The organism is Sphingobium sp. GW821-FHT02B05 (assembly GCF_059421905.1).
In genome coordinates this window covers 951977-976580 of sequence record NZ_JBWKVW010000001.1, presented here as the reverse complement: position 1 = coordinate 976580, position 24604 = coordinate 951977, and the positions used below count along the sequence as shown (strand labels likewise).

Genomic DNA, 24604 nt, shown 5'->3' with positions numbered 1-24604 from the left:
CGCATTTGTCCAGAAAGAAGGGCTTTGCTGCTGCAAAGCCCTTCCACAGCGCAATTTAATTTCGAAGCATCATCACTTTAACGGCGGTCCACCCGCTTCCTGGGCCAGGAACTTCTCGATCGTCTTCCACAGATGGACGCTGATGCCCGGCCCGCCCACGCGATGGGTCTGGCCCGGATAGGCCATCATCTGGAACGGCACCGCTTCGCCCTGCATCTTCGCCATCAGCGCGGTTGCGTTATCGAACACGACATTGTCGTCAGACATGCCGTGGATCAGCAGCAGCGGATCCTTGATCTCCACTGCCTCGTCCACCGCGCCTGATGCCGGATAGGCGCTTGGGCGGTCCTGCGGCTGGCCCAGATAGCGTTCGGTATAATGGGTGTCGTACAGTTCCCACTTCGTCACCGGCGCACCCGCCACCGCCGCCGCGAAGACGCCGGGCGCCTTCTCCAGCAATTTGAGCGACATGTAGCCGCCATAGGACCAGCCATAAGTGGTGATCCGCTTGGGATCGACGAAGGGCTGCGCCTTCAGCCACTCGACCCCCTTCAACTGGTCGTCCACCTCCACCGTGCCCATGGCGCGATATAGCTGATCCTCGAACGCCTTGCCGCGATCGGGCGTGCCGCGATTGTCGATGGCGAAGACGATCCAGCCGCGATCCACCAGATATTGGTTCAGCGCGCCCGACCATGTGTTGGTCACCTGCCGTCCACCGTTCGGACCGCCATAATGGATCATGAAGACGGGATAGCGTTTCCCCGGCTCCATCTTGGGCGTCATGATCTTGGTATAGAGGGTCGATCCATCGGCCGCCTTCACGGTGCCGAAGGTCGTCTTCACATGATCCGCGACATAGGGCGCGTAGGGATGCGTGCCGTTCAGCGCATTTTCCGACAACCATTGCAATTGCTTGCCGCTGCTATCTGCCAGATAGACCTGCTTGGGCTGATCGCTATTCTGGCGCGTCACCACCAGCTTGCTGGCTGCGCCGTCCATCACGGCCTCATTCCACCAGCCATTGGCGGTCAGCGGCCGTGCTTGCCCCGCCTTGTCGAGTGACGTCACGTAAAGCTGTTGCTCCAGCGGCGTCTCACGGTTGCCGGTGAAATAGATCAGCTCTTTGGCTTCATCTACACCCACGACATCGCGCACTTCCCAGTTGCCCTTGGTCAGCGCCGTCCATTTGGTACCACGCACGCGATAGAGATGACCATGACCGCTTCGCTCCGACCACCACAGGAAACTGCCGTCGCGCAGCGCGTGGAAATTGTTTGAAAGATTGATCCAGCTTTTCGCACTTTCGCTCAGCGCGAGCTTCGCCTTGCCCGTGGTCGGATCGACCGCCAGCAGGTCCAGGCGCTTCTGGTCCCGGCTCTCGCGCTGGACATAGAGCGTCTTGCCGTCCTTCGACCAATCGACGCGGGCGAGATAGATATCTTTCTCCCTACCCAGATCGACCTGTACCTGCCCCGATCCGTCCGGCTTCATGACGAACAGGTCGACGATGGCATTGGGCGTGCCGGCGGCGGGATAGCGCTGCTGATAGACCTTTGTGCCCTCGCCGCCGATCGCCGTCCGGGTGACGATGCCGACCGGACTTTCATCGACGCGGGCGACCGCGATGCGGCTGTCGTCGGGCGACCACCAGTAACCGGTGCGCCGATCCATTTCCTCCTGCGCGACGAATTCGGCAACGCCCCAGCTCAACGTCCCACTGGCACCCTGCGTCAATTGCCGTTCCCGCCCGCCGATCGGCTGGGTGAACAGATTGCCGCCGCGCACGAAGGAGACAAAGCCACCCTTGGGGCTGACCACGCCATTCAATTCGCCATCGGGTGTGTCCGTCAGGCGCGTAACCTTGCCATCCAGGCCAGCCAGATAGAGATCGCCATCGACCGGCACCAATATGCTCTTGCCGTCGGGCGACCAGTCATAACTGGTGATGCCCGTGCTGCCCGCGACACTGCGATCGCGTTCGCGCTGCATCTTTTCCGCTTCGCTCAGGGCGGCGCCGCTGCCGGTCTTCTTCGAATCGACCAGCATGCGTTCCGCGCCGGTCTTGCTGTCGATCGCCCAAAGGTCGAGCCGTTCCTTCTCGTCCGCGCGCGGCTTTAGCAGCGTGACCAGCGATCCGTCGGGTGAAAGCTTCAGCGCGCGCGGCTGCGGTCCCGCCAGATCTGGGCTTGCGAAGACGCGCTCCAGCGTCAACCTTTCCTGCGCCTGGACTGCGATTGTCGGAGAAAGCAGCAGCACGCCGAGCGCAGCGCCGCATTTCAGATAGGGGGGCATGATGATCCTTTCCGGTCGGCGCGACAACGCACCGCATGATGCCGACGGCTTAGCGCGACGGGTCAGAAAAGATCAATGCCGGGAAATAAACTGTCCTGCCATCCTCGTTGAGGATGGTGGGCGCGACAGGGATTGAACCTGTGACCCCACCCGTGTGAAGGGTGTGCTCTACCGCTGAGCTACGCGCCCCCTGTAAGGAGGAGGCGGCCTTTGGCATCGGCGGCGCAGCCTGTCAACATGCTGCCAGCGATTTGATGCAAAATGCTTTCCCGACTGCCCGATGCCCGCTTATAATCAGGCACCAATTTTTGAAAGTGAAGACCTCTCCATGCGCCAAATCCTTGCCTTGCTGATCTCCAGCCTGCTGCTCGCCGCACTTGCAGCCTGCAATACGGTTCAAGGCGTCGGTCGGGATATCGAATCAGTGGGCCGGGCCGGCAAGGATGCGATGCACTGAGAAGCGCCTGGCGCTCCTCCACATTTTTTTCGCTGCGCGCTTATTGAAGCACGCGCCCTATCACGGTCGCATTCTTGCTAAGCTGCACCCCGTCGCAATCCGGCTCGCCACACTCGCAGGCTTCGATCGTGTAGCGCACGCCACACATGACCAAAATGTCCTGGTCGAACGAATAGTTGGAGATACCCGCCCGTTCGACCTTTTCCTGTGCTCTGGCCTTGAGAGACATTGCGAGTTCTCACTTGTAGTTTAGGTTGCCGATCATTGGTTGTGCAGTGCACAATGTCAATTGATCGAAATTTGTTCCTAACGCATTCGTAAGAATATCGTCGTCGAAATGACACGTTTTGGCGCAGCGTTTCGTGCGACTTGCACGCAGCGGTTCAGCGTCCCATATGCCGGCCATGAACGACCAACGCAGCTCTTCCATGCCCGTCTGGCATGGCACAACAATCATGTCCGTCCGCAAGAATGGGAAAGTCGTCGTTGCCGGCGACGGCCAGGTTTCCATGGGGCAAACCGTGATGAAACCCAACGCCCGCAAGGTGCGCCGCCTGCATGATGGCAGCGTGATTGGCGGCTTTGCCGGCGCAACGGCTGACGCTTTCACCTTGTTCGAACGGCTCGAAGCCAAGCTGGAACGCCACAATGGGCAGTTGATGCGTGCTGCGGTGGAACTGGCGAAGGACTGGCGTACCGACAAATATCTGCGCAATCTGGAAGCGATGATGATCGTCGCGGACAAGGATGTGACGTTGATCCTGACCGGCAACGGTGACGTTCTGGAGCCGCTGGGTGGGGTCGCTGCGATCGGTTCCGGCGGCAATTTCGCCCTCGCCGCCGCCCGCGCACTGGTGGAATATGAAGAAGACGCCGAAACCCTCGCCCGCAAGGCGATGGGCGTGGCCGCCGACATCTGCGTTTACACCAATGACCAGCTGACGATCGAAACGCTGAACAGCGCAAACTGACCTGAAAAGCCCCTCCCACGAAAGGGAGGGGGGAGTTTTTATGAACGACAATCTGACCCCTAAAGCCATCGTCGCCGCGCTGGACGCTCATATCATCGGCCAGCATGACGCCAAGCGCGCCGTCGCTGTCGCCTTGCGCAACCGCTGGCGCCGCCAGCATTTGCCCGCCGATCTGCGCGACGAGGTGACGCCCAAGAATATCCTGATGATCGGGCCCACCGGCTGCGGCAAGACGGAGATCAGCCGGCGCCTCGCCAAGTTGGCGGACGCCCCCTTCGTGAAGGTCGAGGCGACCAAATTCACTGAGGTCGGCTATGTCGGCCGCGACGTCGAACAGATCGTGCGCGATCTGGTGGAAGAGGCCGTGCGCCTGGAAAAGGATCGCCGCCGCGAAGCCGTGCGTGAAGCTGCCTCGGAAGCCGCCATGGCCCGCCTGCTGGACGCGCTGACTGGCAAGGAAGCGAGCGAGGCCACGCGCCTGTCCTTCCGCCAGAAGATCGAGAATGACCAGATGAACGATGTGGAGGTCGAGGTGGAAGTCGCCGATGCCCCCTCCATGCCGATGGAAATACCCGGCATGGGTGGTCAGGTCGGCATGATCAACATCAGCGACATGATGTCGAAGGCGTTCGGCCAGCAACAGAAGAAGCGTCGCAAGATGCGCGTCGCCGAAGCCTGGGACAAGCTGGTCGAAGAGGAGCAGGACAAGCGGCTCGATCAGGATGACGTCGCCCGCGTCGCGATCACCAGCGCGGAGCAGAATGGCATCGTCTTCCTGGACGAGATCGACAAGATCGCGGTCAGCGACGTGCGTGGCGGTTCCGTCAGCCGCGAAGGCGTGCAGCGCGACCTGCTGCCGCTGATCGAGGGTACGACCGTGTCGACCAAATATGGCCCGCTCAAGACCGACCATATCCTGTTCATCGCGTCCGGCGCCTTCCATGTGGCCAAGCCCAGCGACCTGTTGCCCGAACTACAGGGCCGCCTGCCGATCCGGGTCGAGCTGAAGGCGCTGACGGAGGAAGATTTCGTCGCGATCCTCTCCGACACGAAGGCCAGCCTTGTTGCGCAATATCGCGCCCTGCTGGCGACGGAGGAGGTGACGATCGACCTGACGCCCGAAGGCATCCGCGCCGTGGCAAAGATCGCCGCCGACGTGAACAGCGAGATCGAGAATATCGGCGCTCGCCGCCTCCAGACGGTGATGGAAAAGCTGCTGGAGGATGTCAGCTTCGAGGCGGAGGATCGCCGCGGTGAAACGCTGGTGATCGACCGGGCCTATGTCGACAAGCAATTGTCGGCGGTGGCCCATGACACCGACTTGAGCAAATATGTGCTGTAACTGACTTTTCCCCGGCGCTGGCCGGGGTCCAGTTCTGCCGTTTCGACTGGCCCCCGGCCTGTGCCGGGGAACAGACCGGTTTAATAGGAGCGACCGACCAGCACCCGCTCAACGGCTTTGTCGCCGGTGAAGATGCACAGGCCATCCGCCGCTTCCGCGTCGGTCGGCACGTTGCGCAAAGTCAGCTTCTCGCCCTTCAGCCATTGCACCACCTTGTCCAGTGCCTCGCCGGTCGGCTTGGCCCACTGGACCAGTGCCCAGCCGGGGGTCTTGCTGGCCTTGAAATAAGCCTTGAGCGCATCGAGGTCGCTTATCGACTTGTCGATGCTGCCGTCCAGCCGCGCCTTGGCATCCGTGAACAAAGACGACTGGATATCGTCCAGCATCGCGGTCGCCTGCGCCACGAAATCGCCCTTGGCAACGATCTGGCTGTCGAGCTTGCCGTCTTCGCGATAAAGCCGGTCGCGGCGGATGACAGAGACATTGCCGCCGGCGACGTCACGGCCGCCAACCTCGATGACGATCGGCGCACCCTTCTTGACCCAGCCCCAGCGCTTGGTGGCCGCCTTGGACGGGCGCTTGTCGAGCAGCGCGCGCACCGGTTCGCGAAACACATCCAGCCCGTTCAGCTGGTTGACCAGATCGGTGCAATAATCGACGATCGCGGCGTCTTCGTCATTGTCGCGCAGCATCGGCACGACCACGATCTGATAGGGCGCGACGCGCGGCGGCACACGCAACCCGTCATCGTCGCCATGGACCATGATCAGGCCGCCGATCATCCGGGTCGACATGCCCCAGCTGGTGGTCTGGGCCAACTCCTGCTGCCCTTCGGCATTCTGGAACTTGATGTTCTGCGCCTGGCTGAAGGTGGTGCCGAGGAAATGCGAGGTGCCGGCCTGCAATGCCTTGCCGTCCTGCATCATCGCCTCGATCGAATAAGTCGCGACCGCGCCGGGGAAGCGCTCATTCTCCGGCTTCTCGCCTGCGACAACCGGCAGGCCGACACATTCCTCGGCGAAGCTGCGATAGACTTCGAGCATCTTCATCGTCTCTTCCATCGCCTCATCGACGGTGGCGTGCGCGGTATGGCCTTCCTGCCAGAGGAACTCGCTGGTACGCAGGAACATGCGCGTGCGCATTTCCCAACGCACCACGTTGGCCCACTGGTTGATCAGAACCGGCAGATCGCGCCAGCTCTGCACCCAGCGGCTGAACGCTGCGCCGATCACGGTTTCCGATGTCGGCCGCACGACCAGCGGCTCTTCCAGCTTCGCTTCGGGGTCCGGCACCATCTTGCCGTCCTTCTGGATCAGGCGATGGTGGGTAACGACCGCCATTTCCTTGGCGAAGCCATCGACATGCTCGGCTTCCTTCTCGAAATAGCTCAAGGGGATGAACAGTGGGAAATAGCAGTTTTCATGCCCCGTCTGCTTGATCCGCGCGTCGAGCAGGGTCTGGATGCGCTCCCAGATGCCATAGCCCCACGGACGGATGACCATGCAGCCGCGCACGCCGCTTTCCTCGGCCATGTCGGCCTCAGTGATGACCGCCTGATACCAGGCGGCGAAATCCTTTTCGCGGGTGACATTGAGGGCGTGCTTCACGGCGTGCGAACCTTGGCTAGAAACGGAAAGAAGAATGGCGCGCCATAGGCCAGACGCGCCATGTCTGTCGACCCCCGCAGGGGCGCAATGATGATGGGTTCAGGCGTCCGCGCCCAGCCGCTCCAGCCAGGCCTTCGCCTGCTTGGGTTCGCCAACGGCATCGGCAGCGGCCGGACCGCGCACCGCCATGAAATCCTGATGCAACGAAAAAGGCTCCAGCCCCAGCGTGTCGCGCATGGCGCCGATCTCGTCGGCCAGTTCCTCCAGCGCCGCGATCACCGGCGCAGTCCGGGCGCGGGCCGCCTTGTCCTTTTGATGGTCGAACAGCCCCCAGCGCCCCGCCGCCGTGACGCGCAGTGCCGCGATCAGCGCATCGCGATACTCCGATTCCACTTCAGTCCGGCGGACGTCGAGCCGCTCCAGTCGATCCGCCTTGGCCATCGTTTCAGGTCAGCTTGTCGATCTTGGCATTGAGCGCCGCCAACTGGGCCTTGAGGTCGCTGATCTCCTCATCCTTGCTGCCTTCCGTGGCGGACTGCGTCGGCCCCGCTGGGGGCGTCATGCCCGGAATGCCCGGTACGCCGTTGCCGAAAGCGCTGGCCGCCGCCTCGAACATTTGCAGGTTGCGCTTGGCGATGTCGGCCAGAGGACCGCCGCCGAATGCGCCCTTCATGGCTTCCTGAAACTGCTGCTGGTTCTTGCGGAAGGCGTCCATCGACGCTTCCAGATATTGCGGCACCATCGATTGCATGGAATCGCCATACATGGCGATCAACTGGCGCAGGAAATTGACGGGCAGCATGTTCTTGCCACGCTGTTCCTCTTCCATGATGATCTGGGTCAGGACGTTGTGGGTGATGTCCTCGCCGGTCTTGGCGTCCACGACCACGAATTCGCGTCCCTCGCGCGTCATCTGCGATAGAAGGTCCAGCGTAATATAACTCGAAGTTTCGGTATTATAGAGCCGCCTGTTGGCGTACTTCTTGATGACGACCGGTTCTGATTCATTGACGGTCTTGGACTTGGCCATGGATTCCTCTCCCACACCTGACCATCTCGCATTAGCACGGACCGATGCCGCACCGCAACATGGGCCTCGGCCTTTACCCCTTTTTCTCAATATTTTATGGCGCGAAACGGAGAATGATCCGGACCTTCGGCGTCGAGCCTTCCAGGGCTTGCGCAAATATCAGGATGCAGTGCGTCCACCTGCCCGGACGCCCGCCCGCTGCGTGGCAACCGCCGGGTCGGCCCGTCTATTGCAATATGGCGCGGTAAACGACCGTAATCCTGTGGTTTTCATACCCTCGCTCATCAATTCGCCGCAGGTGCTCGATCTGTCGGAAAGTCGATCCTTGCTGCGGCATATGAGTGCAGCAGGGCATGATGCCTATCTTGTGGACTGGGGCATGCCATCTGCGCAGGATGCGACGCTCGGTCTGGACGGTCATGTGACGGAACGGCTTCTTCCCCTGCTTGCGGCCCTGGACCGCCCGCCTGTTCTGGTTGGCTATTGCCTGGGCGGCACATTGGCGATCGGTGCCGCCGCATTGCGCCCGTTGCAGGCCGTCGCGACGATTGCAGCGCCCTGGCATTTCGATGCCTTCCTGCCTGCCGACCTCGATCTGATCGCAGGCCTGTGGTGCGGCGCAAAGCCAATGTGCGAGCGGATCGGTTATGTGCCGATGGAGGTGTTGCAATCGGGTTTCTGGGCGATGGACCCTGTGCGCACCATCCGCAAATATGCCGCCTTTGCCGATGCAGAGCCGGGATCGGACGCAGAACGCGCCTTCCTTGCGGTCGAGGATTGGGCCAATGGCGGCGCGCCCCTGACCGTCGCGGCCGGGCGCGACCTGTTCGAAACTTTCTATGCCGATAATGTGAGTGGTACAGGGCGCTGGCGCGTCCGCGGGCAGATCGTCGATCCCGCCGCGCTCCCCTGCCCGACCCTGTCGATCGTCTCCACGACCGACCGGATCGTGCCGGCCGCCGCCGGCCCTCGCTTTCGCGAAGAACAACATTTCTCATTGGGCCATGTCGGCATGGTGGTGGGTGGCCACGCGCGCCAAATGCTGTGGGAACCGCTGTCCCTTTGGCTTTCCAGCCATGGTGGTTGATGCTATGTGCGCCTGCGAAAACAACCACTGGAATTGAGGATCAGGCTTTGTCAGACATCGTCATTACCGCCGCCAAGCGTACGCCTGTCGGTAGCTTCATGGGCGCTTTCGGTTCGACCCCTGCGCATGAACTGGGCCGTCAGGCGATCATCGCCGCGCTCGCGCAGGGCGGCGTCGCACCGGAGGAGGTGGACGAGGTGATTCTGGGTCAGGTGCTTGCCGCCGGGCAGGGTCAAAACCCCGCGCGTCAGGCAGCGGTCAATGCCGGCATTCCGGTGGAGCGGACGGCGATCGGCCTCAACCAGCTTTGCGGTTCCGGCCTGCGCGCCGTGGCGCTTGCGGCGCAGGCGATCCGCGCCGGTGATGCCGGCATCATGGTTGCGGGCGGCCAGGAAAGCATGTCGCTCGCCCCGCACGCGCAATATCTGCGCGCCGGTGCCAAGATGGGGCCGGTCACGCTGATCGATACGATGATCCATGACGGCCTGACCGACGCCTTCAACAATTACCACATGGGCATCACCGCAGAAAATCTGGCGGAAAAGTATCAGATCAGCCGCGAAGCCCAGGACATTTTCGCCGTCGCCAGCCAGAACAAGGCCGAAGCCGCGCGCGCATCGGGACGCTTCGCCGACGAAATCGTGCCGGTGACGATCACGGGGCGCAAGGGCGACACGATCATCGATCAGGACGAATATATCCGTGTCGGCGCCACGATCGAAGCGATGGAAAAGCTCAAGCCCGCCTTCAAGAAGGACGGCACTGTCACCGCCGCCAACGCCAGCGGCCTCAACGACGGCGCAGCTGCGCTGGTACTGATGACCGCCGATGCCGCTGCCAAGCGCGGCGCCACCATCCTTGGCCGCATCGCCGGCTTTGCGACCTGCGGCGTCGATCCCTCGATCATGGGCATCGGCCCCGCGCCGGCCAGCCGCAAGGCGCTGGCAAAGGCCGGCTGGTCGATCGCCGATCTCGACCTGATCGAAGCCAATGAAGCCTTTGCCGCGCAGGCGCTGGCCGTGGGCAAGGAACTGGGCTTCGATCCCGAAAAGCTGAACGTCAATGGCGGCGCGATCGCCATCGGCCACCCGATCGGCGCGTCGGGCGCGCGCGTGCTGACGACCCTGCTCTACGAAATGGCCAAGCGCGACGCCAAGAAGGGCCTCGCCACGCTTTGCATCGGGGGCGGCATGGGCGTCGCCATGTGCATCGAACGCTGATCGCCAGCTGAGAATGGACATGAGCCGCCGGTCGAAAGATTGGCGGCTTTTTCATGTCTGTCAGGCGTGCAGCGACCGATCCCTGGTTTCCGTTAGAGCGATAAGGCATGTCACCAGCGCCAGCGCCACGATCGCCAGCATGTACCACAGGCCCGCATAGGGATTGCCGTCCGCGCCACGACATATTGGCTGACCAGCGGCAGGAGACCGCCGAAATTGCCAGTGCCGACATGATAGGGCATGGACAGCGAACGATAGCGTATCCGTGCCGGAAAATATTCCGAAAGAAAAGCGTCGATTGGCCCATAGCTCATCCCGCCCCCTTAACTTCGCACATTTCCCGCCAATCGTGACATTATCATGCGGAAGTAGGAAATCTTATTTCCATCATGCCGGTCGTCCCATGGCGCCATCATCGCAGGATGCAGCGCAATAGGACAGACCGGCGCGTCAGAAGAGCCGCGATCCGTTGGGCACTGGCCTGTCCGGGGCGAACAACATGACCGCGCCGGCTTCGTCGGCAAAGCCCAACGTCAAAACCTGCGACATGAACTTGCCGATCTGGCGCGGGGGGAAATTGACGACGGCGGCGACCTGACGCCCCCGCAATTCTTCCAGGGCATGATTTTCGGTAATCTGCGCGCTCGATCGCTTCTGGCCGATTGCCGGGCCGAAATCTATGAGCAGCTTATAGGCCGGCTTGCGCGCCTCCGGAAAAGGTTCGGCCGACAGGATCGTGCCGATCCTGATATCGACCTTCAGGAAATCGTCGAAGCCGATCATGTCGCTTGCCGGCGCTGCGGGATCATGGGTCAGGTGCATCGGGCGCCCTTCAATATGGATGGCGTGCCGACCATATCCAGGCTGCCGTCCGAAAGTCCACATGGCCATCCTGCAATCGCGCGCGGCATGGCGGGGTCAGGCGTTCGAGGATCGCGGGGCAGACCGCCGGATCGGCCAATTCGAGCGCATTTACCGGCGTGTGCCGCCGCCTGTGGCGCTGGTGCAGGCGGCGGCGATGATGGCGGCCGATGGCGCAGCCATGCTTTGCACCAACCCACCTCACTTTCCCTATCCCACCAGGCCGGCGGAATAGGGAGAAGCAAGATCATCGCGAGAATTTCGCAATAAGGCGATTATTCCATTTCCAGGATGATGGCGTCCACCGGCAGGCTTTCGCCCTGCGCCGCCGACACGCTCTTCACCACGCCCGCTTTTTGCGCGCGCAGGATATTTTCCATCTTCATCGCTTCGATCACCGCCAACGGCTGGCCAGCCTCGACCTTGTCGCCTTCCGCCACATGCAGCGCCACCAGCAGCCCCGGCATCGGGCAGATAAGGTAGCGCGACAGGTCCGGCGGGATCTTTTCGATCATATGCTGCGCGTGCGGCGCGGCATGGGCGGGCAGGACGCGCAGCCGGTGGCTCGCCCCTCGCGCGGTCAGCACGAAGCCCGACCGCACCGGCGCGATCCGTACCGCCAGATATTCCTCGCCAAACTCCGCCTCGATCAGCCGGTCGCCGGGCGTATATTCCAGTGCCATGTCGATCGCTTCGCCATCCACCGTGACTTCGTCGCCGTCAATCTCCACATCATGGACGGCATCACCGATCCTGACCTGCCAGCCGGTCGGCGGCGCGAGGCGCTTGCCCAATTGTCCGTCGATCCGGCGAGCCCGGTCGGCTTGCGCCATGGCGGCGAAGGCGCCGATCGCAGACAGTCGCACCAGCAGGTCGGGCGAGGCCGGGGCCCCGTGGAACCCGTCCGGATATTCCTCGGCGATAAAGCCGGTGGTGATATTGCCCGAACGGAAGCGCTCATGCTGCATCAGCGCCGAGACGAAATCGATATTATGCCCCGGCCCCTCGATCTCGAACTGGTCGAGCGCTTCGATTTGCTTGTCGATCGCCTCCAGTCGGGTCGGCGCCCAGGTGATGAGTTTGGCGATCATCGGGTCGTAGAACATGGAGACTTCGCCGCCCTCTTCCACGCCGTCATCCACCCGGATCAGCGCGCCGCTTTCATCCGTACCCGTTTCGGGCGGATTATAGCGGATCAGGCGGCCGGTGGACGGCAGGAAACCGCGATACGGGTCTTCGGCATAGACGCGGTTCTCGATGGCCCAGCCGTTGATCTTCACATCCGCCTGACCAAAGCTCAGCGTTTCGCCATTGGCCACGCGGATCATCTGTTCCACCAGATCGACGCCGGTGATTTCCTCGGTGACGGGATGTTCGACCTGCAAGCGGGTGTTCATTTCCAGGAAGTAGAAGCCGTCCCCGGTCTTGTCCTCGCCGCTGACGATCAGTTCGACCGTGCCGGCGCTGAAATAGCCGACCGCGCGGGCGAGCGCGACGCATTGCTCGCCCATCTTCTTGCGCATTTCCGGCGACACGAAGGGCGACGGGGCTTCCTCGACCACCTTCTGGTGGCGGCGCTGGATCGAACATTCGCGCTCGTTCAGATAAACGATATTGCCATGCTGGTCGCCCAGCACCTGAATTTCGATATGGCGCGGGCTTTCGATGAACTTCTCGATGAAGACGCGGTCGTCGCCGAAGCTGTTCAGCCCCTCGCGTTTGGTGGCTTCGAAGCCTTCGCGGACATCCTGCTCGCTATAGGCCAGCCGCATCCCCTTGCCGCCGCCGCCCGCCGACGCCTTCATCATCACCGGATAGCCGATCTCGTTCGAGATACGGACGGCATGTTCGGTGTCGTCAATGACGCCAACGAAGCCGGGGACGACATTGACGCCGGCTTCCAGCGCCAGTTTCTTGGACTCGATCTTGTCCCCCATCGCCGCGATCGCGTTGGCCGGAGGCCCGACGAAGATGATGCCCTCCGCGTCCAGCGCCTTGCGGAAGCTCTCGCGCTCGGAGAGGAAGCCATAGCCGGGATGCACCGCGTCGGCGCCGGTCTGCTTGCAGGCTTCGATGATCTTGTCGGCGATCAGATAGGATTGGGCGGCGGGCGACGGGCCGATATGCACGGCCTCGTCGGCCATCATGACATGCGGCGCGCGGGCGTCGGCATCGGAATAGACCGCGACGGTCTTTATGCCCATCTTCTTGGCCGTGCGCATGACACGACACGCAATTTCGCCACGGTTCGCGATCAGGATCTTGGTGATTGCCATATTATTCCCTGTTCCAGTCCTATCCTATCAGCCGTTCGGGCTGAGCCTGTCGAAGCCGCGTCCTTCCCCCTCAACGAGAAGATTAGCCGTTCGATATTTCGACGACGCAAACGGGTCGTTGAAACGGGGCTAATGAGCGCGAGCTACTTGCCTTTTGAATTTTTCCGCCATGTCGATAATGCAATAATCCATAGGATCGGCGTCATGACGTAGAAAAGGCTCATGGTGTTCGCGCGGGCAGCTTCGCAAGCGGCGGGTGCATTAGAACAATTTGGCAACGACAGCCTATAATAGCCGTAGGCCGTCGCCGCCATACATCCGGTGATCACCAAAATAAGCGAAGCCGATTTGCTCACTCCGCCGCTTCCATCTCGACCTTTACTTCCGCCTGCATCGGCACGACGCCCAGTTTGGCGAACAGCGCCGCGTCCGCATTGTCGCCCGCATTCGCCGTGGTCAGCAGCTTGTCGCCGGTGAAGATGCTGTTCGCGCCCGCCATGAAGCAGAGCGCCTGGCAGCTGTCCGACATGCTCTCGCGCCCCGCGCTCAGGCGCACCATGCTTTCGGGCATCACGATCCGCGCGACCGCGACGGTCCGCACGAACTCGATCTCGTCGATCTTGGCGAGCGGCGTGTCGGCCAGCATATCGCCCAGCACCGTGCCCTTGACCGGCACCAGCGCGTTGATCGGCACACTTTGCGGATGCTGCGGCAGCACGGCCAGCGCGTGCAGGAAGCCGACGCGATCGGCGCGCGTCTCTCCCATGCCCACGATCCCGCCGCTGCACACGTTGATGCCCGAATTGCGGACATTTTCCAGCGTTTCCAGGCGATCGTCGAAGGTCCGGGTGGTGATGACCTTCTCATAATGTTCGGGCGAGGTGTCGATATTATGGTTGTAATAATCAAGGCCCGCATCGGCCAGGGTCTTGGCCTGCTTCTCGTCCAGCATGCCCAGCGTCATGCAGGTTTCCATGCCCATCTGGCGCACGCCCTTCACCATCTGGACGATGGCGGGCATGTCGCGCTCCTTGGGATTGCGCCAGGCCGCGCCCATGCAGAAGCGCGAGGAGCCGGCATCCTTCGCCTGCGCCGCCGCCTGCATCACCGCCTGCACGCTCATCAGCTTTTCGGCCTTGAGGCCGCTCTCCGCCGAGGCCGACTGGTTGCAATAGCCGCAATCTTCCGGGCAGCCGCCGGTCTTGATCGACAACAGGGTGGACAGCTGCACCTGGTTGCGCGGGAAGTTCGCACGGTGGATCGACTGCGCCTCGAACATGAGATCGCCGAACGGCAGGTCGAACAACGCTGCGATGTCCTCGCGCGTCCAGTCGTTGCGGGCGGTCAGGGTGGATGGGGTCGTCATTTACGCAGCTTCCTCTAGCCCCGCGGGGGGCATGTTGTGACCGAGGAGGCGCAGCACGTCGGCCGCGCACTCCACGACGTTGGAACCCGGCCCATAAATGCCCTGAACTCCGGCGTCACGAAGATAGTCATAGTCCTGCGGCGGGATGACGCCGCCAGCGATCACCTTGATGTCGGTGCGCCCCTGCTCCCGCAGCCGGTTGATGAGTTCGGGGATCAGCGTCTTGTGCCCCGCCGCCAGGCTGGATGCGCCGATCACATCCACGCCGCTATCCAGCGCCAGCACCACCGTTTCCTCCGGCGTCTGGAACAACGGGCCGGACACGACGTCGAAGCCCAGATCGCCAAAGGCCGATGCGATGACGTTGGCGCCCCGGTCGTGTCCATCCTGTCCCATTTTTGCAACGAGCAATTTGGGTTTGCGACCGAGGCGCCGTTCGACGGCCTGCACGCCGTCGAGAACCTGTTGCCAGCGGCTGTCGCCGGCATAGGGGGCCGCATAGACGCCCTTCACCGGCGTCGGCTGCGTGCCATAGCGTTGGAAACTATCCTCCATGGCAGAGGAGATTTCACCCAGCGTCGCGCGGGCGCGGGCCGCTTCAACCGCATGGGCCAGAAGGTTCGTCTCGATCGACTGCGGCGCGGCGGCCGCGTCGCGCAGAGCCTGCAAAGCAGCCTGGCAGGCATCCTCGTCGCGCTCCGCCTTCACCTTCGCGATGCGCGCGATCTGACCTTCGCGCACTTTCGCATTATCGACTTCGAGCGTTTCGAGCAGGTCCTCGGTGGCGAGCCGATATTTGTTCACGCCCACGATCACGTCCTCGGCGCGATCGACGCGCGCCTGCCGCGCCGCCGCCGCCGTTTCGATCATCGCCTTGGGCCAGCCGGCCGCCACGGCCTTCGCCATGCCGCCTTCGCTTTCCACCCGGTCGATAATCTCCTGCGCGGCGTCGACCAGTTGTTGGGTCAGCGCCTCGACATAATAGCTGCCACCCAGCGGATCGACGACGTTGCACATGCCCGTCTCTTCCTGGATCACGATCTGGGTATTGCGCGCGATGCGAGCGGAAAAGTCCGTCGGCAGCGCGATCGCCTCGTCCAGCGCATTGGTGTGCAGCGACTGGGTGCCGCCCAGCATCGCCGCCATCGCCTCGATCGTCGTGCGCATGACATTGTTATAGGGGTCTTGCTCGGTCAGCGACACGCCGCTGGTCTGGCAATGGGTGCGCAGCATCTTGCTGCGCTCGCTTTGTGCGCCCAGCTTGGTCATGGCGCGGTGCCATAGCACCCGGGCGGCACGTAGCTTGGCGATCTCCATGAAGAAATTCATGCCGATCGCGAAGAAGAAGCTCAACCGTCCGGCGAAATTGTCGATATCCAGCCCGCTCGCCATGCCATAGCGCGCATATTCTATGCCGTCGGCGATGGTGAAGGCCAGCTCCTGCACCTGCGTCGCGCCGGCTTCCTGCATATGATAGCCGGAAATGGAGATGCTGTTGAACTTGGGCATCTCGCGCGATGTATAGCCGAAAATGTCGCTGATGATCCGCATGCTGGGTTCGGGCGGATAGATATAGGTGTTGCGGACCATGAACTCCTTGAGGATGTCGTTCTGGACCGTTCCGTCGAGCAGCTTGCGATCGACCCCCTGTTCCTCGCCCGCGACGATGAAGAAGGCCAGCACGGGAATGATCGCCCCGTTCATCGTCATGCTGACCGACATCTTGTCGAGCGGGATACCGTCGAACAGGATCTTCATATCCTCGATCGTGTCGATCGCCACCCCGGCCTTGCCGACGTCGCCGGTGACGCGCGGATGGTCGCTGTCATAACCGCGATGGGTGGCAAGGTCGAAGGCGACGCTCAGGCCCTTCTGCCCGGCGGCCAGATTGCGGCGATAAAAGGCGTTGGATTCCTCGGCTGTCGAGAAGCCCGCATATTGGCGCACGGTCCAGGGGCGCCCGGCATACATGGACGCACGCACCCCGCGCGTGAACGGCGCGAAACCGGGGAGGCCCGGATCGACCGTCACATCCTCGGCGGTATAGAGCGGCTTTACCTGAATACCTTCGGGGGTATTCCAGTTCAAATCCTTGCCCTTCACTTCCTTGGCGGCAGCGGCGGCCCACTGGTCCAGCGTTGGCTTCTCGGTCATGCTAATCCCAGTTCCTATACCAACATCCGTTCGGTTCGAACTTGTCGAGAACAACGTGCCAAGCCTGGTTCTCGACAAGCTCGAACCGAACGGGTTTATATCAAATCAATGCGCGCCCTTCGGCGTTTCCATGATCTCGGTCAGCACCCCGTTCATATACTTAGGGTGCACGAAGAAGATCGGGGTGCCGTGCGCACCGATGCGCGGCTCACCCAGCACCTTTTTGCCCAACCCCTCGAACCACGCCTTGGCTGCGTGAATATCGGCCACTTCGTAGCACATATGGTGCTGCCCGCCGGCCGGGTTCCTGGCGATGAAGCCGTGGATCGGGCTGTTCTCGCCCAGGGGCTCGATCAGTTCGATCTGCGTCCCCGCCGTGCCTCCCTCACCCGGCGTGTCGACAAAACACACCCTCACGCCCTGCGCCGGCAGGTCGAACGGTTCGTGCGCGATCGTCGCGCCCATGACGTCGCGATAATAGGCCAGGCTCGCCTCCATCGAAGGCGTCGCGATGCCGATATGGTTGAGACGCCCGAGTTTCATCACATCAATCCCATCTTCGTCATTCCCGCGTAAGCGGGAACCCATCTCTCACCCCATCCCCAAGATACAACGTCAGGAGATGGGTCCCCGCTTTCGCGGGGATGACGTTATTTAGAGCGGAATATTGTCATGTTTCTTCCACGGGTTTTCCAACGCCTTGTTCTTGAGCTTGCGCAGCCCCAGCGCGATCCGGCGCCGCGTGGAGTGCGGCTGGATCACCTCGTCGATGAAGCCCTTGCTCGCCGCGACGAACGGATTGGCGAAGCGGTCCTCATATTCCTTGGTCTTTTCGGCGATCTCGTCCGCCGTGCGCCCACGAAAGATGATCTCCACCGCGCCCTTCGCGCCCATCACCGCGATTTCCGCCGTCGGCCAGGCATAGTTCAGATCGCCGCGCAGATGCTTTGACGACATGACGTCATAGGCCCCGCCATAGGCCTTGCGCGTGATGACGGTGATTTTCGGCACGGTCGCCTCGGCATAGGCGAAGAGCAGCTTGGCGCCATGCTTGATGATGCCGCTATGTTCCTGTGCCGTCCCCGGCAGGAAGCCCGGCACGTCCACGAAGGTCACGATCGGTATCTCGAACGCATCGCAAAAGCGCACGAAACGACCTGCCTTCTTGGACGAATTGATGTCCAGCACGCCCGCCAGCACCATCGGCTGGTTGGCGATGATGCCCACCGTCTTGCCCTCGACCCGGCCGAACCCGCACAGGATGTTGCCGGCGTGCGCGGGCTGGACCTCAAAGAAATCGCCCTCGTCCACCACCTTGCGGATCAGTTCGTGCATGTCATAGGGCTGGTTGGCATTGGCCGGGATCAGCGTGTCCAGACTCGGCTCGATCCGGTCCCACGGGTCCGCGCTCGGCCGTTCGGGCACCGGCTCCTTGTTGGATGCAGGCAGGAAGTCCACGAAATCGCGGGTCGCCAGCAATGCCTCTATATCATTCTCGAACGCCACGTCGGCCACGCCCGACTTGGTCGTGTGCGTCACCGCGCCGCCCAGTTCCTCCTGCGTGACGACTTCGTTCGTCACCGTCTTGACCACATCCGGCCCGGTCACGAACATGAAGCTGCTGTCCTTCACCATGAAGATGAAGTCGGTCATGGCGGGCGAATAGACCGCGCCGCCCGCGCACGGCCCCATGATGACGCTGATCTGCGGCACCACGCCCGACGCCAGCACATTGCGCTGGAAAATCTCCGCATAGCCCGCAAGCGACGCCACGCCCTCCTGAATGCGTGCGCCGCCGCTGTCATTGAGGCCGATCACCGGGGCGCCGACCTTCAGCGCCATGTCCATGATCTTGCAGATCTTCATCGCGTGCCGTTCCGACACCGCGCCGCCATAGACGGTGAAATCCTGGCTGAACACGAACACCAGCCGGCCGTTGATGGTGCCCGATCCGGTCACCACCCCATCGCCGGGAATATGTTGGTCGTCCATCCCGAAATCGACGCAATTATGCTCGACATACATGTCCAGCTCTTCAAAGCTGTCCTCGTCCAGCAGCACGTCCAGCCGCTCCCGCGCCGTCAGCTTGCCCTTGCCATGCTGGGCGTCGATCCGCCGCTGTCCGCCACCAAGGCGCGCAGCCTCCCGCTTGGCTTCCAGCTGTTCGATGATGGCGAGCTTCGACATTCCTACATCTCTCCCATGTGCGGCAGCGGCCGCCTTGCCCTTCCCCTACCCAGCCCGCCACCCAGTTCGCAAATGTAAATTTGCTAATTTGCAAATCGCGACTTCGCAAATTAGGAACGGAGTTTGGCGCAGATCCGCACCCCGGCGAAGGCCGGGGTGCGGCAATCGAACCGCAGGCAGGGAAGACAATATGGCACGCGGCAACCGCATCTTCGCAGGTCCTCGCCTGCGCCAGCTTCGTCTGGACCATCGAATGGACCAGGCGACGATGGCACAGGCACTGGGCATATCCGTATCCTATCTTTCGCAGATGGAAAATGACGATCGTCCCCTGACCGCCAAGGTCAAGGCCGCGCTCGCCAGCGCCTTTCCGACCGACTGGGCCAGTTTCGACAGTCGGGAGGAGGAGCAGCTTCTGGGCGCCTTCACCTATGCGCTGGGCCATCCCGAACTGCCGGGCACACAGATGGAGCCGGAGCGGATCGAGAAGCTGCATCTGCAATTTCCCGAATTCGCGGCGCGCTATGTCGATCTCTATAATGCGCATATGCGCGCCAACGAACGCATCAACATGATCGAGGAGGCGATCGCCAACGATCATGAAGTGCAGGCCCGCCTGCCATGGGAAGCGGCGCGCGACTGGTTCCATGAATCGGGCAATTATGTCCATGCGCTCGACTGCCTGGCCGAGGAGATGGCGGAAAGCTTCACCCAGGGCCAGGTGCTGGACGAAGGCATGCTGGTGGAGGCGCTGGCCCGCCGCCATGGCATCGAGACGTTGATTGCCGACACGCCTGACAGCGCGCTGCGGGCCTATCGCGCCACGGAACGCAAGCTGTTCATCAACGCGGCCCTGCCGACCGAGAGCCGCAAGTTCATGCTCGCCCATCAATTGATGATGCTGGAAGGGCAGGCGGTGATCGCCGATGTGGTCAAGAAAGCCGCCCTGCCCGTCCCCGGCGCCGACCGGTTGCTGGCGATCGGCCTTGGCAATTATGCTGCCGGCGCGCTGCTATTGCCCTATGCCGCTTTCCGCGAAGCCGCCCGCACCATGCGCCACGATATCGACCGGATCGCCCGCACATTCGGCGTCAGTTTCGAGCAGGCCTGCCATCGCCTTTCCACGCTGCAACGTCCCGGCCTGCGCGGCATCCCCTTCTTTTTCTGCCGTGTCGACATGGCAGGCAACATCACCAAGCGCCACAGCGCCACCCGCCTGCAATTTGCCCGTTTTGGCGGCGCCTGCCCGCTCTGGAACGTGCATGAGGCGGTCGCCGTCCCCGACCGCATCAACGTGCAGCTCGGCGAGACGCCGGACGGCGTGCGCTATGTCTCGATGGCCAAGGGGCTGGTGAAGCCATCGGGCAGTTACAAGCGCACCCCACGCCGTTACGCCGTGGTGCTGGGTTGCGAAGTCGCCCATGCCGCCAACTTCGTCTATGCCGATGGGCTCCATCTGGCCGAGGAAGGCGCGGCGACGCCGATCGGCATCACCTGTCGCCTCTGTCCTCGGCAAAGTTGCGACCAGCGCGCCTTTCCCCCCGCCGACCGTCCCATCCATGTCGACCCGGACAATCGCCAGATCGTGCCTTATTGGATCGGCTAGCTCCCATTGGGCGTGGCCGCATCTGACCGGATCCAAAAACCCTATCCATCGATCACCATCTCTCCCTCAAGGAAGTCCAGAAAGACGCGAACGCGCGCCGCCGCCCGATCTTCGGCTGCATAGAGGGCGTGGATATCCTCGCCATCGCCGGCATTATAGTCGGCCAGCACCTCGACCAGCCGTCCCTCGCGCAGGTCACGCGCTACGTGGAAACGGCCATGCCGGGCGATGCCGGCACCTGCGACCGCCATGTGCCGCACGACTTCGCCCGAATTGCCGAAGAAGCGCCCCTCCGCCGGCCGCTGCACCAATTTTCCCTTCACCCGGAATGGCCAACTGTCCACCGACCGGCGAAAGGTGAAGCGCAGGCAGTCGTGCGCGTCCAGATCGTCCGGTGTCTCCGGCGTTCCTAACCGCGCCAGATAATCGGGACTGGCGACAAGCACCATGCGGCTATGCCCCAGCTTCTTCGCACGCAGGCGGGTGTCGCGCAGCGGCCCGATGCGAATGGCGATATCCGCCCGCTCCTCGACCAGATCGACGATATCGTCGGTCAGCGTCAGGTCTACATTCACCGCCGGATAGAGCGCGCCAAATTTCGGCAGGATAGGGATCAGACATTCCATGCCGAACGAAGGCGAAGCGTTGATCCGTAGCAGCCCACGCGGTCCCTCTCCCTCCATGTGCAGGCTGCTTTCGGCATCATGGATATCGCCGAATATCGCGGTCATCCGGTCGCGATAGACCTGGCCTTCACGGGTCAATGCCAGCGAGCGGGTCGTGCGTCGGACCAGCGCTACGCCCAGCCTTTGTTCCAGTCTTGCGATTGACCGGCTGACCGCCGACGGGGTCAGGCGCAAAGCCTTTGCGGCCGCTGCAAAGCTGCCTTCACCCGCCACCATCAGGAAAGTCTCAACGTCGCCGAACCGATTATCCATGATTTCAATTCACTTCTGAAGTGATGTCATTCCATCTAATCATCAATAAGGGAATATCTATCTACCTGTCCAACTCGCTGTCTCATTCGAAAGGGAAAAGCCCATGGACCTGAAACTTACCGGTAAAAGCGCCATCGTCACCGGATCGACCGCCGGCATCGGTCTCGCTATCGCCAGGCGGCTTGCGCAGGAGGGCGTCGCCGTCACCATCACTGGCCGTAGCCAGGCCAAGCTGGACGCCGCCGCCGCAGACATCGCCCTGCCGGTCAACGCCGTCCTGGCCGATCCGGCCACGGCGGAGGGCGCCGCCGCGCTGATCGCCGCCGTCCCCGCCACCGACATCCTCGTCAACAATCTGGGCATTTACGAAGCCAAGGATTTCGCCGACATCACAGACGAAGACTGGCATCATCTGTTCGAGGTCAATGTCGTGAGCGGAGCCCGCCTCTCCCGCCATTATTTCCCCAGGATGCTGGAGAAAAACTGGGGCCGTGTGCTGTTCATCGCCAGCGAAAGCGGCCTGCTGCCGCCGGCCGAGATGATCCATTATGGCATGACCAAGTCGGCCCAACTGTCCATCTCGCGCGGGCTTGCCGAACATACGCGCGGCACCGGCGTCACGGTCAACTCCGTCATGCCCGGCCCCACCCGCTCGGAAGGGATCGTCGATTTCATCCGTTCCGTGGTGGACAATAAGGACGCTCCGGAAGCCGATCGCGAAGCGGAATTCTTCACGAAACTGCGCCCTCTTTCGCTTATCAAGCGGCTGATCGAGGCGGACGAGGTCGGCGCGATGGTCGCCTATCTAGCCAGTCCGCTGGCTGCCGCCACCAATGGCGCGGCCATCCGGGTCGAAGGCGGCATGGTGCCCACGATCGCGTAAAATCCGCCTTGCGGAAACTGGCCCTGTCGCTCGTCTCTCGCCTCTATTAGAGGGATGATGATGAGCGACACGGACAGCCTTTCCCATATCGAACATGCCCTTCGAACGGACGGCTATGCCCGCCTGCCCGGCGCGACGATGTTCGATATGCTGGACGTTGCCGAACCCGATTGGGCGGCTTTCGCGCTAAGCTGGAACGACCTTGGCCCCGATCTCTACATGGCCGATGGCGGCCGCTATCGCCGGCGCCGCCATGCGGCCTTCGCGCTGGAACAGGGGCGCCTTACCCGCAAGCCGCATCAACCCCATTATCAGAGCCGCGACTATAATGCGCTCAACGGCGACGTGCAGCGCTGGTTCGATCCGGTCGCGGACGACACGATCGACAATCCCGTCCTCGCTGCGATCTTTGCCTTTTGCGCCGACCATTTCGATGCTGCCGCCATGGGCCACTGGCATGTCGAAATGCACCAGTTCCGGATCGAGGCGAAACCGGACGAACAGGGCCGCCCCACGCCCGAAGGGATGCACCGCGACGGGGTGGACCATGTGCTGGTCATGCTGGTCGAGCGGCGCAATGTCCGCGAAGGCGTGACCCGCATCGGGGCGCCTGACGGCAGGGCGCTCGGCGAATTCACGCTGACGAACCCGGCCGACACGATGCTGATCGACGATCACCGCATCCTGCACGGCGTAACGGAAATCCATCCGGTCGATCCGGCCTTGCCAGCCTGGCGCGATGCGCTGGTCGTGACGTTCGTCGCTGAACGGTGATCGCCTACCGCCGTTCGCCCTGCGCGACGTCGAAGGGGTGTTTATACCGACGCATAACATGACCAGTATGAGGCGTTCCCCGGCGCAGGCCGGGGTCCAGACGGACACGGGCTTTCATCACCGCGCGCCAGTCTTACTTCAACAGCACCAATTCCTCCGCCATGCTGGGATGCAGCGCAACGGTATCGTCGAAATCCTGTTTCGTCAGGCCCGCCTTCACCGCGATAGCGGCGGCCTGCAATATCTCCGGCGCATCCGGCCCGATCATGTGCAGCCCGACTACCTTGTTGGTCGTCGCATCCACGACCATCTTGTAGAGCGCCCGTTCCTGACGCCCCGCCAGCACATTCTTCATCGGCCTGAAATCGGACGTATAGACCTTCACCGTGCCATATTGGTTCTTGGCCTGCGCCTCCGTCAGGCCCACGCCGGCCAGCGGCGGATGGCTGAACACGGCGGACGGCACGCAGCTATAATCCACCTTGCGTTTGTTGTCGCCAAAAACGGTGTCGGCAAAGGCATGGCCTTCCCGGATCGCCACCGGCGTCAGTTGCAGCCGGTCGGTGACGTCGCCCACGGCATAGATGCTATCGCAGCTGGTCTGGCTGTAATCGTCGACCTTGATCGCGCCTTTGTCGGTCAATGCGACCCCGGCTGTCTCCAGCCCCAGCCCGTCGACATGCGGCTTGCGCCCCGTCGCAAATAGCACGACGTCGGCGGTCACCGGATCGCCGCCTTCGATATGGACGCACAGCGTCCCATCGTCCTTCTTCTCGATCCGCTCCATCTTCGCATTGAAGCGGAAATTGATCCCCTTCGTCATGGAGATTTGCAGGAGGCGGTCGCGGATCTGCTCGTCATAGCCGCGCAGCAGGTCGCTGCCGCGATTGACCATCGTCACATGGCTGCCGAACTGATGGAAGATGCCGGCGAACTCGTTGGCGATATAACCGCCGCCCACGATCACGATCCGCTTGGGACATTCGTCCAGATGGAACACCTCGTTACTGGTGATGCCATGTTCGGCGCCGTCCAGATCGGGGACGATCGGCCAGGCGCCGGTGGCGACCAGTATCACCTTGGCCGTCACCTCGCGACCGCTGGCCAGCTTGATGCCGTGCGGCCCGGTGACGGTCGCGCGCTCGCGGATCACCTCGACCTTATGGCTGCTCAGCGTATTGCCATAGAGCCCTTCCAGCCGATCGACATCGGCCAGCACATTGTCGCGCAGCGTGGTCCATTCAAAGCCGCATTCCGGCACGTCCCAGCCGAACCGGCGCGCGTCCTTCAAATCCTCGGCGAAATGCGCGCCGTAGATGAGCAGCTTCTTGGGCACGCAGCCACGAATGACGCAAGTGCCGCCAACCCGAAATTCCTCGGCCACCGCGACCTTCGCGCCATGGGCCGCCGCGACGCGGGAGGCGCGCACGCCGCCCGATCCTGCACCGATGACGAAAAGGTCGAAATCATATCCGCTCATGCTTGGCCTCCGATTATTGAGGCGGGATATGGCGGGTGATGACGCCAGTTACAAATGGGAATATTGTTGC

Annotated in this window: 22 protein-coding genes, 1 tRNA gene and 1 pseudogene; 9 read left to right on the top strand and 15 right to left on the bottom strand. The window is 62.4% G+C overall.

Annotated features, from left to right (window positions below):
- Window positions 1-72: 72 nt before the first annotated feature.
- Together AC07UX_RS04920 and AC07UX_RS04915 are read right to left on the bottom strand one after the other, a co-directional pair.
- The gene (locus AC07UX_RS04920; protein WP_495190849.1) at window positions 73-2295 is read right to left on the bottom strand and encodes a S9 family peptidase; all 2223 of its coding nucleotides are present in this window, start codon (window positions 2293-2295) and stop codon (window positions 73-75) included.
- Between the two features lie 114 nt (window positions 2296-2409).
- Window positions 2410-2484 (bottom strand) — tRNA-Val (locus AC07UX_RS04915).
- A gap of 139 nt (window positions 2485-2623) precedes the next feature.
- Here AC07UX_RS04915 and AC07UX_RS04910 point away from each other — a divergent pair.
- Window positions 2624-2752, top strand: coding sequence for an entericidin A/B family lipoprotein (locus AC07UX_RS04910; RefSeq protein WP_495191793.1), 129 nt, complete (start codon window positions 2624-2626; stop codon window positions 2750-2752).
- A 40-nt stretch (window positions 2753-2792) separates the two neighbouring features.
- Here AC07UX_RS04910 and AC07UX_RS04905 read toward each other — a convergent pair whose 3' ends face one another.
- The gene (locus AC07UX_RS04905) at window positions 2793-2981 is read right to left on the bottom strand and encodes a hypothetical protein (protein WP_495190848.1); all 189 of its coding nucleotides are present in this window, start codon (window positions 2979-2981) and stop codon (window positions 2793-2795) included.
- 175 nt (window positions 2982-3156) lie between these two features.
- On the opposite strand from AC07UX_RS04905, the gene hslV reads away from it, so the two are divergent.
- Window positions 3157-3723: an ATP-dependent protease subunit HslV gene (gene hslV / locus AC07UX_RS04900; RefSeq protein ID WP_495190847.1), complete on the top strand. Its 567-nt coding sequence runs from the start codon at window positions 3157-3159 to the stop codon at window positions 3721-3723.
- 40 nt (window positions 3724-3763) lie between these two features.
- Window positions 3764-5065: an ATP-dependent protease ATPase subunit HslU gene (hslU, locus tag AC07UX_RS04895; RefSeq protein ID WP_495190846.1), complete on the top strand. Its 1302-nt coding sequence runs from the start codon at window positions 3764-3766 to the stop codon at window positions 5063-5065.
- Between the two features lie 80 nt (window positions 5066-5145).
- Here the strand turns inward: hslU and proS are convergent, their stop codons facing one another.
- The 3 genes from proS to phaR all read right to left on the bottom strand — a co-directional run bounded on the left by proS (window position 5146) and on the right by phaR (window position 7702).
- On the bottom strand, window positions 5146-6672 hold the full coding sequence (gene proS / locus AC07UX_RS04890) for a proline--tRNA ligase (protein WP_495190845.1): 1527 nt from the start codon (window positions 6670-6672) through the stop codon (window positions 5146-5148).
- Between the two features lie 99 nt (window positions 6673-6771).
- Window positions 6772-7113: a hypothetical protein gene (locus tag AC07UX_RS04885; RefSeq protein ID WP_495190844.1), complete on the bottom strand. Its 342-nt coding sequence runs from the start codon at window positions 7111-7113 to the stop codon at window positions 6772-6774.
- 4 nt (window positions 7114-7117) lie between these two features.
- Complete coding sequence (gene phaR / locus AC07UX_RS04880; protein WP_495190843.1) at window positions 7118-7702, bottom strand: polyhydroxyalkanoate synthesis repressor PhaR; 585 nt, start codon at window positions 7700-7702, stop codon at window positions 7118-7120.
- On the opposite strand from phaR, the gene AC07UX_RS04875 reads away from it, so the two are divergent.
- Both AC07UX_RS04875 and AC07UX_RS04870 read left to right on the top strand, forming a co-directional pair.
- Entirely contained in the window at window positions 7701-8789 is a 1089-nt protein-coding gene (locus AC07UX_RS04875; RefSeq protein WP_495190842.1) for an alpha/beta hydrolase, read from the top strand. The two genes, phaR and AC07UX_RS04875, sit on opposite strands and share 2 nt — an antisense overlap.
- Window positions 8790-8836: 47 nt before the next feature.
- Entirely contained in the window at window positions 8837-10009 is a 1173-nt protein-coding gene (locus AC07UX_RS04870) for an acetyl-CoA C-acetyltransferase (RefSeq protein WP_495190841.1), read from the top strand.
- A gap of 60 nt (window positions 10010-10069) precedes the next feature.
- Here AC07UX_RS04870 and AC07UX_RS04865 read toward each other — a convergent pair.
- Together AC07UX_RS04865 and AC07UX_RS04860 are read right to left on the bottom strand one after the other, a co-directional pair.
- Window positions 10070-10326: pseudogene (locus AC07UX_RS04865) on the bottom strand (MFS transporter); the annotation flags it as partial.
- A gap of 133 nt (window positions 10327-10459) precedes the next feature.
- Complete coding sequence (locus tag AC07UX_RS04860; RefSeq protein ID WP_495190840.1) at window positions 10460-10831, bottom strand: tRNA-binding protein; 372 nt, start codon at window positions 10829-10831, stop codon at window positions 10460-10462.
- A gap of 61 nt (window positions 10832-10892) precedes the next feature.
- On the opposite strand from AC07UX_RS04860, the gene AC07UX_RS04855 reads away from it, so the two are divergent.
- Entirely contained in the window at window positions 10893-11105 is a 213-nt protein-coding gene (locus tag AC07UX_RS04855) for a hypothetical protein (RefSeq protein ID WP_495190839.1), read from the top strand.
- Window positions 11106-11145: 40 nt separating this feature from the next.
- Here the strand turns inward: AC07UX_RS04855 and AC07UX_RS04850 are convergent, their stop codons facing one another.
- From AC07UX_RS04850 to AC07UX_RS04830, 5 genes are all read right to left on the bottom strand, one after another.
- Complete coding sequence (locus AC07UX_RS04850; RefSeq protein WP_495190838.1) at window positions 11146-13146, bottom strand: ATP-binding protein; 2001 nt, start codon at window positions 13144-13146, stop codon at window positions 11146-11148.
- A gap of 352 nt (window positions 13147-13498) precedes the next feature.
- Window positions 13499-14512: a biotin synthase BioB gene (bioB, locus tag AC07UX_RS04845; protein WP_495190837.1), complete on the bottom strand. Its 1014-nt coding sequence runs from the start codon at window positions 14510-14512 to the stop codon at window positions 13499-13501.
- The gene (scpA, locus tag AC07UX_RS04840) at window positions 14513-16666 is read right to left on the bottom strand and encodes a methylmalonyl-CoA mutase (RefSeq protein WP_495190836.1); all 2154 of its coding nucleotides are present in this window, start codon (window positions 16664-16666) and stop codon (window positions 14513-14515) included.
- Between the two features lie 105 nt (window positions 16667-16771).
- Complete coding sequence (mce, locus tag AC07UX_RS04835; protein WP_495191792.1) at window positions 16772-17209, bottom strand: methylmalonyl-CoA epimerase; 438 nt, start codon at window positions 17207-17209, stop codon at window positions 16772-16774.
- A 111-nt stretch (window positions 17210-17320) separates the two neighbouring features.
- Window positions 17321-18853, bottom strand: a complete 1533-nt coding sequence (locus tag AC07UX_RS04830) for an acyl-CoA carboxylase subunit beta (RefSeq protein WP_495190835.1) — start codon at window positions 18851-18853, stop codon at window positions 17321-17323.
- A 190-nt stretch (window positions 18854-19043) separates the two neighbouring features.
- On the opposite strand from AC07UX_RS04830, the gene AC07UX_RS04825 reads away from it, so the two are divergent.
- Window positions 19044-20459 carry a helix-turn-helix domain-containing protein gene (locus AC07UX_RS04825; protein ID WP_495190834.1) on the top strand — a complete coding sequence of 472 codons (1416 nt, stop codon included), beginning with the start codon at window positions 19044-19046 and terminating at the stop codon, window positions 20457-20459.
- Window positions 20460-20500: 41 nt separating this feature from the next.
- Here AC07UX_RS04825 and AC07UX_RS04820 read toward each other — a convergent pair whose 3' ends face one another.
- A complete protein-coding gene (locus AC07UX_RS04820; RefSeq protein ID WP_495190833.1) occupies window positions 20501-21397 on the bottom strand; it encodes a LysR family transcriptional regulator in 897 nt (298 codons plus the stop codon).
- A gap of 103 nt (window positions 21398-21500) precedes the next feature.
- On the opposite strand from AC07UX_RS04820, the gene AC07UX_RS04815 reads away from it, so the two are divergent.
- On the top strand, window positions 21501-22280 hold the full coding sequence (locus AC07UX_RS04815; RefSeq protein WP_495190832.1) for an SDR family NAD(P)-dependent oxidoreductase: 780 nt from the start codon (window positions 21501-21503) through the stop codon (window positions 22278-22280).
- A gap of 60 nt (window positions 22281-22340) precedes the next feature.
- On the top strand, window positions 22341-23054 hold the full coding sequence (locus AC07UX_RS04810; protein ID WP_495191791.1) for a 2OG-Fe dioxygenase family protein: 714 nt from the start codon (window positions 22341-22343) through the stop codon (window positions 23052-23054).
- Between the two features lie 133 nt (window positions 23055-23187).
- On the opposite strand, the gene gor is transcribed toward AC07UX_RS04810, so the two are convergent.
- A complete protein-coding gene (gor, locus tag AC07UX_RS04805) occupies window positions 23188-24534 on the bottom strand; it encodes a glutathione-disulfide reductase (protein ID WP_495190831.1) in 1347 nt (448 codons plus the stop codon).
- Window positions 24535-24604 lie beyond the last annotated feature (70 nt).

Excerpts from the sequence above, each read along its gene's own strand:
- mce (WP_495191792.1), bottom strand. The coding sequence starts at position 17,209 with ATGAAACTCGGGCGTCTCAACCATATCGGCATCGCGACGCCTTCGATG.
- AC07UX_RS04815 (WP_495190832.1), top strand. The coding sequence starts at position 21,501 with ATGGACCTGAAACTTACCGGTAAAAGCGCCATCGTCACCGGATCGACC.
- hslU (WP_495190846.1), top strand. The coding sequence starts at position 3,764 with ATGAACGACAATCTGACCCCTAAAGCCATCGTCGCCGCGCTGGACGCT.
- AC07UX_RS04830 (WP_495190835.1), bottom strand. The coding sequence starts at position 18,853 with ATGTCGAAGCTCGCCATCATCGAACAGCTGGAAGCCAAGCGGGAGGCT.
- AC07UX_RS04820 (WP_495190833.1), bottom strand. The coding sequence starts at position 21,397 with ATGGATAATCGGTTCGGCGACGTTGAGACTTTCCTGATGGTGGCGGGT.
- AC07UX_RS04860 (WP_495190840.1), bottom strand. The coding sequence starts at position 10,831 with ATGCACCTGACCCATGATCCCGCAGCGCCGGCAAGCGACATGATCGGC.
- AC07UX_RS04850 (WP_495190838.1), bottom strand. The coding sequence starts at position 13,146 with ATGGCAATCACCAAGATCCTGATCGCGAACCGTGGCGAAATTGCGTGT.
- phaR (WP_495190843.1), bottom strand. The coding sequence starts at position 7,702 with ATGGCCAAGTCCAAGACCGTCAATGAATCAGAACCGGTCGTCATCAAG.
- AC07UX_RS04855 (WP_495190839.1), top strand. The coding sequence starts at position 10,893 with ATGGCCATCCTGCAATCGCGCGCGGCATGGCGGGGTCAGGCGTTCGAG.
- AC07UX_RS04875 (WP_495190842.1), top strand. The coding sequence starts at position 7,701 with ATGGATTCCTCTCCCACACCTGACCATCTCGCATTAGCACGGACCGAT.
- AC07UX_RS04910 (WP_495191793.1), top strand. The coding sequence starts at position 2,624 with ATGCGCCAAATCCTTGCCTTGCTGATCTCCAGCCTGCTGCTCGCCGCA.
- hslV (WP_495190847.1), top strand. The coding sequence starts at position 3,157 with ATGAACGACCAACGCAGCTCTTCCATGCCCGTCTGGCATGGCACAACA.
- bioB (WP_495190837.1), bottom strand. The coding sequence starts at position 14,512 with ATGACGACCCCATCCACCCTGACCGCCCGCAACGACTGGACGCGCGAG.
- AC07UX_RS04885 (WP_495190844.1), bottom strand. The coding sequence starts at position 7,113 with ATGGCCAAGGCGGATCGACTGGAGCGGCTCGACGTCCGCCGGACTGAA.
- AC07UX_RS04920 (WP_495190849.1), bottom strand. The coding sequence starts at position 2,295 with ATGCCCCCCTATCTGAAATGCGGCGCTGCGCTCGGCGTGCTGCTGCTT.
- scpA (WP_495190836.1), bottom strand. The coding sequence starts at position 16,666 with ATGACCGAGAAGCCAACGCTGGACCAGTGGGCCGCCGCTGCCGCCAAG.
- AC07UX_RS04825 (WP_495190834.1), top strand. The coding sequence starts at position 19,044 with ATGGCACGCGGCAACCGCATCTTCGCAGGTCCTCGCCTGCGCCAGCTT.
- AC07UX_RS04905 (WP_495190848.1), bottom strand. The coding sequence starts at position 2,981 with ATGTCTCTCAAGGCCAGAGCACAGGAAAAGGTCGAACGGGCGGGTATC.
- gor (WP_495190831.1), bottom strand. The coding sequence starts at position 24,534 with ATGAGCGGATATGATTTCGACCTTTTCGTCATCGGTGCAGGATCGGGC.
- AC07UX_RS04810 (WP_495191791.1), top strand. The coding sequence starts at position 22,341 with ATGAGCGACACGGACAGCCTTTCCCATATCGAACATGCCCTTCGAACG.